Annotated in this window: 10 protein-coding genes and 1 pseudogene; 1 reads left to right on the top strand and 10 read right to left on the bottom strand. The window is 74.0% G+C overall.

The genetic code is table 11. From position 1 onward, the window contains the following. The 10 genes from HCC78_RS33345 to atpD form a co-directional block, all read right to left on the bottom strand. A partial coding sequence (locus HCC78_RS33345; protein WP_216671388.1) for a hypothetical protein occupies positions 1-502 on the bottom strand: 502 nt, incomplete at its 3' end. Between the two features lie 88 nt (positions 503-590). Next, entirely contained in the window at positions 591-1439 is an 849-nt protein-coding gene (locus tag HCC78_RS30570) for a F0F1 ATP synthase subunit gamma (protein ID WP_172332521.1), read from the bottom strand. Continuing rightward, positions 1436-2953, bottom strand: coding sequence for a F0F1 ATP synthase subunit alpha (locus tag HCC78_RS30565; RefSeq protein ID WP_172332520.1), 1518 nt, complete (start codon positions 2951-2953; stop codon positions 1436-1438). Before HCC78_RS30565 ends, HCC78_RS30570 begins: the two co-directional genes overlap by 4 nt. Continuing rightward, positions 2946-3680 (bottom strand): F0F1 ATP synthase subunit delta, encoded by a 735-nt coding sequence (locus tag HCC78_RS30560; RefSeq protein WP_172332519.1) that lies wholly within the window; start codon positions 3678-3680, stop codon positions 2946-2948. Before HCC78_RS30560 ends, HCC78_RS30565 begins: the two co-directional genes overlap by 8 nt. 11 nt (positions 3681-3691) lie before the next feature. Further along, complete coding sequence (locus HCC78_RS30555) at positions 3692-3940, bottom strand: F0F1 ATP synthase subunit C (protein WP_172332518.1); 249 nt, start codon at positions 3938-3940, stop codon at positions 3692-3694. Next, positions 3937-4638 (bottom strand): F0F1 ATP synthase subunit A, encoded by a 702-nt coding sequence (locus HCC78_RS30550; protein ID WP_172332523.1) that lies wholly within the window; start codon positions 4636-4638, stop codon positions 3937-3939. The genes HCC78_RS30555 and HCC78_RS30550 overlap by 4 nt, the downstream gene beginning before the upstream one ends. Next, positions 4638-4907 (bottom strand): ATP synthase subunit I, encoded by a 270-nt coding sequence (locus HCC78_RS30545; protein WP_216671387.1) that lies wholly within the window; start codon positions 4905-4907, stop codon positions 4638-4640. Before HCC78_RS30545 ends, HCC78_RS30550 begins: the two co-directional genes overlap by 1 nt. Then, a complete protein-coding gene (locus HCC78_RS30540; RefSeq protein ID WP_172332516.1) occupies positions 4904-5188 on the bottom strand; it encodes an AtpZ/AtpI family protein in 285 nt (94 codons plus the stop codon). Before HCC78_RS30540 ends, HCC78_RS30545 begins: the two co-directional genes overlap by 4 nt. Next, a complete protein-coding gene (locus HCC78_RS30535) occupies positions 5181-5642 on the bottom strand; it encodes a F0F1 ATP synthase subunit epsilon (RefSeq protein ID WP_172332515.1) in 462 nt (153 codons plus the stop codon). The genes HCC78_RS30540 and HCC78_RS30535 overlap by 8 nt, the downstream gene beginning before the upstream one ends. Positions 5643-6228: 586 nt before the next feature. Continuing rightward, positions 6229-7656, bottom strand: coding sequence for a F0F1 ATP synthase subunit beta (atpD, locus tag HCC78_RS30530; protein WP_371743962.1), 1428 nt, complete (start codon positions 7654-7656; stop codon positions 6229-6231). Between the two features lie 722 nt (positions 7657-8378). Between atpD and HCC78_RS30525 the strand changes: the two are divergent. Beyond that, positions 8379-8936: pseudogene (locus HCC78_RS30525) on the top strand (IS5 family transposase); the annotation flags it as partial.

The raw sequence follows: 8936 nt of genomic DNA, 5'->3' as shown, positions 1-8936 counted from the left end.
CGCCGCCGGGGCCCGCCAGGTCGTCCGCCCTGGGCCTCGGCCCGGTGGCGGCACCATGGCTCGCTGGGCGACCCGCCGGATCGGGCGCAGCGGGTGCCGGGCCGGGACGCGTCTCGAGACCGGCAGAGCCGGACAGCGATCCGTCCGTCCCGCGCATGCCTGTCTCCGCCGAGGATCCGCCGAGACGAATCCCGTTCCGCAAACAGCGTCGGAGACAGACGATTCCAGAACGCTGCCGGGGCAGCTGCAGCAGCTCCGCGGTTGCGGTGACGCGGCGCATGCGTTCCCCGCCCTCCTGCTCCAGCCCGCAGACGATCTCCCTGGCGCCGCGACCGGGCGCGGCATTGGCGTCGCCCGGGCGGCAGAGCGGGAAGCGGCGCACGAGGCTGCGCCCCTCGAGCGCGAAGCGGTCATGGCCCATGTGGCCCGCCGCCGCCGGGTCTTCCGCCGCAAGCCGTGGATAGCCGATCGGGGCCAGCCCTTTCGCCTCCCGGGCCAGCACCGAGCCGCAGCTGCCGCTTCCGGCGGAGACGGCGAAGACGCAGAGTTCCGGCCCGCCGTCGGCATCGGGATCGCCCGCCGCCGACGGGTCAGCGCCCGGACAGGCTGGCCGTGGCCAGCTCGACGATCTCCTCCGTGATCTCCTCCTGCCGCAGCCGACGTGCCAGGCCGGTCAGCTCCTCCAGCGTCTCCGCGGTGTTGTCGCGCGCGGCGACCATGGCGCGCATCCGCGCCCCATTCTCGGCGGCGAAGGACAGCATCACCGCCTCGGCCAGCTCGGCGAAGACATGTTCCTCGGCGAGCCGCTCCAGCAGCAGCCGCGGCGGCAGGGTGATCCGCGGCGGGACCGCGGCGCGGCGCAGGGGGAAACGGGCGTAGTCGAACGGCGCCAGCTGCTTGGCCACGGCCCGCGGGACGCCGCCCGGCTCGGGCACGGCATGGACCAGCACCACCCGGTCCGGCGCGGATTCGGGCGGGAACGCCGCCTCCGCCAGCCGCCCGGCCAGCAGCGGCGCCTGCGCGGGATGGGCGATCATCGGCGCGTGCCAGGCCACCTCCAGCCCGCGCCGCCCGGCCGCGGCCAGACCGCGGTCGCCCGCCAGGAACAGCGCCGCGCCGCCCTCCAGATGCGGCGCCGCCGCGTCGAAGACCCGCTCGGTGAAGGCGCCGGCAAAGCCCTGCTCCGCGGCGAAGACGATGACCGCGCGGCGCTCCGGCCCGCGTCGCGCCACGGCGGCATCCTCCCGGCCGGGCGGCAGCACCGCCAGCGCGGTGCCGATCGCCTGGCCGATCGTGGCGGCATAGCTGCGGATGCTGCCGAGATGGCGCTCCGCCTCCTGCACGCGCGAGGCGGCGATCCCGCGCATCGCCGCGATCACCGATTCCAGCTTGTGGACCGCGCCGATCCGCGCCTCGATCTCCGCATGCCGCCCGCTCATCGCCCGGCCTCCTCCGCCGCGAGCGCCGCCACCGCCCCGACCAGCGCCTTGCGCAGCGCATCGTCGAGCGTCCCGGACTCGGCCAGGGCCGCCGCGGCCTCCCCTGCCCGGCTGTCGAGCCAGCCGGGCAGCCGGGCGCGCAGCGCGGACAGCCGGCCGGGCGGCACCGCGTCCAGCGCGCCGTCCGCCAGACCCGCCAGCAGCGCCACCTGGTCGGCCAGCCGCAGCCCGGCATAGCGGGGCTGGGCGAGCAGCGCGCGGATGCGCTCGCCGCGGGCAATCTGCGCGCGCACCCGGGGCGAGGTCAGCCCGCCGAAGCGGGTGAACATCTCCAGCTCCTGGAACTGCGCGTAGTCCAGCCGCACCCGGCCCGACACCGCGTGCAGCGCGGGTTTCTGCGCCTTGCCCCCGACCCGGCTGACCGACAGCCCGACATCGACCGCGGGCCGCTGTCCGGCGGAAAACAGATGCGAGGACAGCACGATCTGCCCGTCGGTGATCGAGATCAGGTTGGTCGGGATATAGGCCGAAAGGTTCCCGGCATCCGTTTCAGCGACGGGCAGCGCGGTCAGCGAGCCGCCGCCCAGTTCCGGCGACAGCTTGGCCGCACGCTCCAGCAGCCGCGCATGCAGGTAGAAGACATCGCCGGGATAGGCCTCCCGCCCGGGCGGCTCGCGGGTCAGCAGAGCCAGCTCGCGATGGGTGGCGGCGTGGCGGGTCAGGTCGTCGATCACGATCAGCGCGTCCCGGCCGCGGTCGCGGAAATGCTCGGCCATGCTCATGCCCGCAAACGGCGCGATCCATTGCAGCCCGGGCGCGGCGGCGGCGGCGCCCACCACGAAGATGCAGCGCGAGGCATCGCCATGGGCGCGCACCGCGGCAATCACCCGCTCCACCGCGCTGCTGCGCTGGCCGACGGCGACATAGACGCAGACCACGTCGCGGCCCTTCTGGTTGCAGATCGCGTCCACCGCCAGCGCGGTCTTGCCGGTCGCGCGGTCGCCGACGATCAGCTCGCGCTGGCCGCGGCCGATGGCGAAGAGGCTGTCGACCACCAGCAGGCCGGTCTCCAGCGGCTCCGAGACCAGGTCGCGCTCGATGATTTCCGGGGCGGGGCGCTCCGCGGGCAGGAACTCGGACACCTCGGGCGCCGGCCCGCCGTCCAGCGGCCGGCCCAGCGGATCGACCACCCGGCCCAGCAGCGCCGCGCCCACCGGCACGCGCAGCACCTCGCCGGTATCGGTCACCCGGTCGCCCACAGCGGCGGCGGTCTCCGCGTCCAGCAGCACCGCGTCGATCTCGTCGCGGCCGAGGCTGTGGGCGAAGGCCAGCCCGCCGCCCTCCAGCTGCAGCAGCGCCCCCATCGGCGCGCCGGGCAGGCCGGTCACCCGGGCGATCCCGTCGGCCAGCGCGGCGATCCGGCCGATCGCCTCCGCCTCGGGGGCCAGCTCGGCCCGCGCCAGCTTCGCGCGGCTCTGCTCGAGCCAGCCATCGGGAAGGACGCGTTCAGCCATGGCGGGCAAGCTCCGACGCGATCCGGCCGAGATCGGCCTTGAGATGGTTGCGCACGACCGCGCCGGGCGCCTCCAGTTCCAGCCCGGCCAGCAGCGAGGGATCCTCGGCCACGTCCAGCGTCACCGGCCGCTCAAGCACCGCGGCCAGCCGGTCGCGAAGGTCGCGGCGCTCTTCCTCCGACAGGGCGCGGGCCGCGCGGATCCGCAGCGGGGCAGCGACGCCCAGCCCGGCGCGGGTCGCCTCGGGCAGGTCGGCCAGCGCCTCGGCCAGCCCGGCCGCGAACCCCGCGGCGCGCGCGCTGTCGGGCAGCCGCCCCATCAGCCGCCGCGCGATGTCGGCCGCCAGCGCCGCCGCCGCACCGGCCGCTTCCTCCTGCCCGCTCTCGCGCAGCCGCGCGATCTGCGCCTCTGCCTCGGCGCGCTCGCGGCCGATCCCGGCCCGCGCCTCCGCGCGCAGCGCCTCTGCCTCGCGACCCGCCGCCTCGCGGGCCTCCGCCAGCAGCGCCTCGCGCCGCGCCTTCAGCGCCGCGGTCTCGGCCTCGGCCTCCTGCCGCGCGGCCTCGGCCGCCGCGCGCGCCGCCTCGGCATCGGCCAGCACCGCCGCCGCCGCCTCGCGGCGCTCGGCCAGGATGCGGGCGACCGGACGGAACAGGAACCGCGCCAGGATCCAGACCAGCACCAGCAGGTTCACGGCCTGCAGCCCGAGGGTCCACCAATCGATGGACATGGCCTGCCTCCTCAGACGAACGGGTTGGCGAAAAGCACCAGCAGCGCGATCACCAGCGCGTAGATGGCGGTGGTCTCGATCATGGCGAGGCCGACGAACAGCGTCCGGCTCAGCGTGCCGGCCGCCTCGGGCTGGCGGGCGATGGCGTCCATCGCGGCGGCCACCGCGCGGCCCTCGGCCAGCGCCGGTCCCAGCGCGCCGAAGCTGACAGCGACGGCGGCGGCGATGATGGAGACGATTTCGACGAGACTTCCGGTCATGGGGACTGCTCCTCCTCCTTGGCCCGCGGCGCTGCGGACGGGGACTCGCCGACGGCCGCGCCGATGAAGACGGTGGCGAGAATTGCGAAGATGTAGGCCTGCACCCCGCCGGTCAGCAGGTCGAGCGCCATCAGCGGGATCGGCACGAAGAGCCCGGCCAGCGACAGCACCACGCCGATCACGAAGACCCCGCTCATCACGTTGCCGAACAGCCGGACGATCAGCGCGACGGTGCGGGTCACCTGCTCGATGATGTTGAGCGGGATCATCACCCAGCTGGGCTCGGCGAAGGTCCTCAGGTAGCCGCCCAGCCCGCGGTAGCGGATGCCGTATCCGGTGGTGGCTGCGAAGACCACGAAGGCGGCGGCGGCATCTGTTTCCAGCGCGGCGGTGGGCGGCTCCACCCCGGGGATCAGCGACGACCAGTTGGCCGCGAGCACGAACAGGAAGATCGTGCCGATCAGCGCCCGGAACGGCGCCGGATCGCGGCCCATCGTGGCGCGGATCTGGCCGTCGAGCGTGGCCGAAAACAGCTCCAGCACGGTCTGCACCCGGCCCGGCCGCAGCGCCAGCCGCCGCGTCGCCAGCACCGAGAACAGCGCCAGCCCCGCCATGATCGCCCAGGTGGCGACCACCGGCGCGGTGACCGGCACCGGGCCGAGCCGGAAGAGCGGCTCCAAAACCAGCGGATTGTCCATCACGCCCCCTTTCCGGCCCGCCGCAGCACGATCGACCGCGCCGCCGTCACCCCGGCCGCGCCACACAGCAGCGGCAGCGCGCCGAGCATCGCCAGCCCGGCCAGAACGCAGCCGAGCAGCACCAGCCGCCCGGCCTGCAGCAGCAGCGCCAGGGCGGGATGGCGGCCTTCGAGCCACAGCTCCGCCACCCGGCGCAGCGTCAGGAAATGCGCCATGCCGGCCGCGAAGCCCGCGGCGAGGCCGAGAAGGGGGAAAAGCCACTGGGTCATTGCCGGTGCATCCATTTCCAGGCGGCGTGCAGCCCGACGGCCGCGCCGAGCATGATGGCCGGGGCGGTGAAGAACACCCCGGTTCCGAGATGGCGGTCGGCGAAGCGGCCGACGAGGATGCCCAGCAGGATCGGCGTGACGATCGCCCAGCCGAGAATGCCGATCTGGCCGAAGCGGCGGCCGAGCGACGGCTCGGGCGCCTCCTCGCGCATCCGCTCGCGCGCCGCGGCCAGCCTTGCCGCTTCCTCGACCGCGTCGCGATTCTCCCGGTCCTCATCCATCGCCGCCTCCTGCAGACATCGCGGGCGGATGGTCCAGCCCGCCCGGTCCCGCCGGACGCAGCATCCGCAGCATCTCGCGCACCGCGCGGGCATGCAGCCGGGTCTGCTCCACCCGCGCCTTGCGCTCCTCCTCGGCCTCCTCCGCGCGCAGCGTCCTGATCCGCGCCTGCAGCGCCGCCAGGTCGTCGCCCAGCACCGCGCCGCGGCAGGCCACCGCAACCTCGCGGCCGCCGGTGACCGACATCAGCCCGCTCTTCAGCGCGCAGTAGCGCGGCGCGCCCTGCGCCCCGCGCCAGCGCAGGATCGAGACCGGCAGCGCCGTCAGCAGGTCGACATGGCCGGGCAGGATGCCGAAGCTGCCGCTGGCATCCTCCGCCCGCAGCGCCGCGACGGTGGCGTCATCGACCAGGATCTCCATCGGCGTGGCGACGGTCAGGTACAGGCTCCGGCTCATCGCGCGCCCTCCCCGCCAGTGCCGGCGCCCCGGCGGTCTGCGCGCACCCGGGTCCCGGACGCCCGGCCATCGGGACCCGCGCCGGGCGGGCTGCTCCAGGTCGTCCCCGGCCGTCCGGCAAGTCCGTCCCCCGCCGCCGGAGGCAGGTCCGGACCAGACCCAGCCGCGGGGACTGCAGGCCGCGATCGGGCATCGCGCCTGCCCTGGCGTCCGCCCCCGGAGGTTTCCGCCATGCCCAGCCGCGCGGACTGCCCTGTTTCCCGGGGAGCCGGACACAGGCAGACGGCCCGCAGTCCCAGCCGACGAACGGACCGCACCGCCGCAGCGCGCCGCTGAACCGCCCCGCATGCCGGAGGCCCGCCGGCAGGCCGAGAGGCCTTTGCGCCTGGACGGCCCGACGCGCCCCGGAACGGACCTGCCGCGACACTCCCCGCTCGGCGCGGGACCGGGGGAAACCTAAGGCCCGCCAGCCCGGCAGCGCCCGCGGGAAGATCCCTTGCACCGGGCACCGGACGGAGATCGTCCCCGCGCGACCCGGCGCCCCAAAGCCCCCGGCCCGGCCTGCCGATGATCGCCATGCGCCCGCTCATGCCGCCGTCTCCGCCTTGCCGGCAGCCTCCTCGCGGGCGCGCGCCTCCTCGAAGGTGCCGACCATGTAGAGCGACTCCTCGCTCCAGCCGTCGGCCTCGCCGTCAAGGATCGCGCGGCAGCCCGCGACCGTGTCGGCCAGGTCGACCGAGCGGCCCGCGATCCCGGTGAAGGCCTCGGTGACCGTGAAGGGCTGGGTGAGGAAGCGCTGCAGGCGCCGCGCGCGCTCCACCAGGCGGCGGTCCTCGGCGCCGAGCTCCTCCAGCCCGAGCAGAGAGATCACGTCCTGCAGCTCGCGGTAGTGCTCGATCGCCCGGCGCACCTCGGCCGCCACAGCGACATGCTCCTCGCCCAGCACCAGCGGGTCGAGCAGAACCGAGGAGGAGGCAATCGGGTCGACCGCCGGATACATGCCGTCCGCCGCCATCGCCCGAGAGAGCACCACCATGCTGTCGGCATGCCCGGCGATGGCCGTGACCGCCGGGTCGGTGAAATCGTCCGCCGGGACATAGACTGCCTCGATCGCGGTGACGGAAGCGCCGCCCGAGGAGGCGATCCGTTCCTGCAGCTGCGCCACTTCGGAGGCCAGCGTCGGCTGGTAGCCCACCCGGCTGGGCAGCCGCCCCAAGAGCCCCGAGACCTCTGCCCCCGCCTGGACGAAGCGGAACACGTTGTCCATCAGCAGGAGCACGTTGCGCCCCTCCTCGTCGCGGAAGTGCTCGGCAATGGCCAGGGCCGACATCGGCACGCGCCAGCGCGCGCCCGGCGGCTCGTTCATCTGGCCGTAGACCAGAACGGTGCGGTCCAGCACGCCCGCGCGGGTCATGTCGAGCAGCATCTCGTGCCCCTCGCGCGACCGTTCGCCGACGCCCGAGAAGATCGAGATCCCGTCATAGCCCGCCACCATGGCGTGGATCAGCTCCATCACCAGCACGGTCTTGCCGACGCCCGCGCCGCCGAACATCGCCGCCTTGCCGCCATGGGCCAGCGGGGTCAGCAGATCGATCACCTTGATGCCGGTGCGGAACAGCTCGGCCGTCCCGCCGGCGGCATGGATCGGCGGCGGCGCGCGGTGGATCGGGCGGCGCGGCACATCCGCAGGCAGCGGCCCCAGCCGGTCGCCGGGCGTGCCCGCCACGTCCAGCAGGCGGCCCAGCACGGCAGCGCCGACCGGCACCTCGAGCGGCCCGCCCAGCGGCGCCACCTCGAGCCCGCGCCGCAGCCCCGCCGTGCCCTGCAGCGCGATCGCGCGCACGGTGGAGCCGTCGAGCTGCGCCTGGACTTCGAGAAGAACCGTTCCGCCCCCGGGCCGCGCGGCGCTCAGCGCGTCATCGACCGCGGGCAGGCTGCCCCCGGAGAAGCCGACATCGACGACGGCGCCGCGGATGGCGGCGATCCTGCCGGTCGGGATCGGGTCCTGGGCCACGGTGGAAACTCCGGTTGAGCCAGATGCCCCTTCCTAGCAACCTCCCGGCGCGCAGGGAAAGATCCAAGTCAAGTTTCCGAATGTTTTCCGTCCTCCGCCCTGCGCGTCCGAAGGCGGCGGCCACCGCTGGGCCGCACGGCGCCCCCGGCACCAGCGGCCCGGCATCGCCGCCTCATCCCCGCCGCGCGAGCGCAGGCGGCCGCCGGGCGCGACCTCCGCCTCTCTGTCCGGCCCCGCAGCCGCCCGCCACGCCGTCCGCACGGGCACCAAGGCGCGGTTGCCGCCTCCGGTAACCATGTCCCAGTCCGGAGCCCCGGCTGCCTGCCCGTTCCGCCAATGCCGACCCGCCGACACCCGCCTGTCCGAAAACCGGAAAGAGGGCGCTCCACCCTTTCCGGCAGCCGCGGCAGGACGGCCGAAGACGGCAGTCTTGCCGAAGCGGACGCCAGAGCCCGATGCCCCTTTTCCCGGGTTTGGCAGGGCAAGGCGCCCGATCCCGGCAGGACCGAGGGCGTTGGCGCAGTCCTCAGCCGGGGTACAGGCGCCGCCGGTGCCGCGGTCCCTCTCCACTCGCCGGAGACCTCGATGCCGGTGCTGTCCGCTGCTCCGCAGGAATTGCGTCCCAATGCCTAAGGTGAGGACTCGTTCTCTCTTGAAGCGGCTTTGTTGCGCAAATGCGGCTTGGGATTCACGTCGCGAATCCAGCATGATAGCTGGCGGCCATGAGCAGACCTCCGAAGACGACCTACAAGACCACCAACTGGCGAAGCTACAATCAGGCTTTGAGGCAGCGCGGCTCGCTGACCATCTGGTTCGATCCCTCGATGCAATGGGACGCGGCGCCGTCCGGGCGTCGCGGTCGGCAACGGGCCTATAGCGACGCCGCGATCCAGGCCTGCCTGACCCTCAAGGTCCTGCTCGGCCTGCCGCTCCGGCAAGCCACCGGTTTCGTCGCGAGCCTGCTGGGACTGTCCGGGCTGGGGTGGTCCGTGCCGGACTTCAGCACGCTGTCGCGCCGCCAGAAGACATTGGACGTGACCATTCCGTTTCGCGGTTCGAAAGGTGCTTTGCACCTGCTCGTCCCCTCTCGGGCATTGCTGCGCAATGCCCTGCCGGGCAGCGGACGGCACCGGCATCAAGGTCGAAGGCGAAGGGTGCGGAGCGACCGTGGCCCCGGTGGGGCCGCGAAAGCGCGCGGCACGGCACAGCCGAAAGCACGGCGCCTCGAAGCGCCGGGTCTGGCGCAAGATCCACATCGGCATAGACGAGAAAACATTGGA

The sequence above is a fragment of the Mangrovicoccus sp. HB161399 genome, from assembly GCF_013184745.1.
Classification (GTDB): Bacteria; Pseudomonadota; Alphaproteobacteria; order Rhodobacterales; family Rhodobacteraceae; genus Mangrovicoccus.
This window is presented reverse-complemented; position numbering and strand designations above follow the sequence as displayed.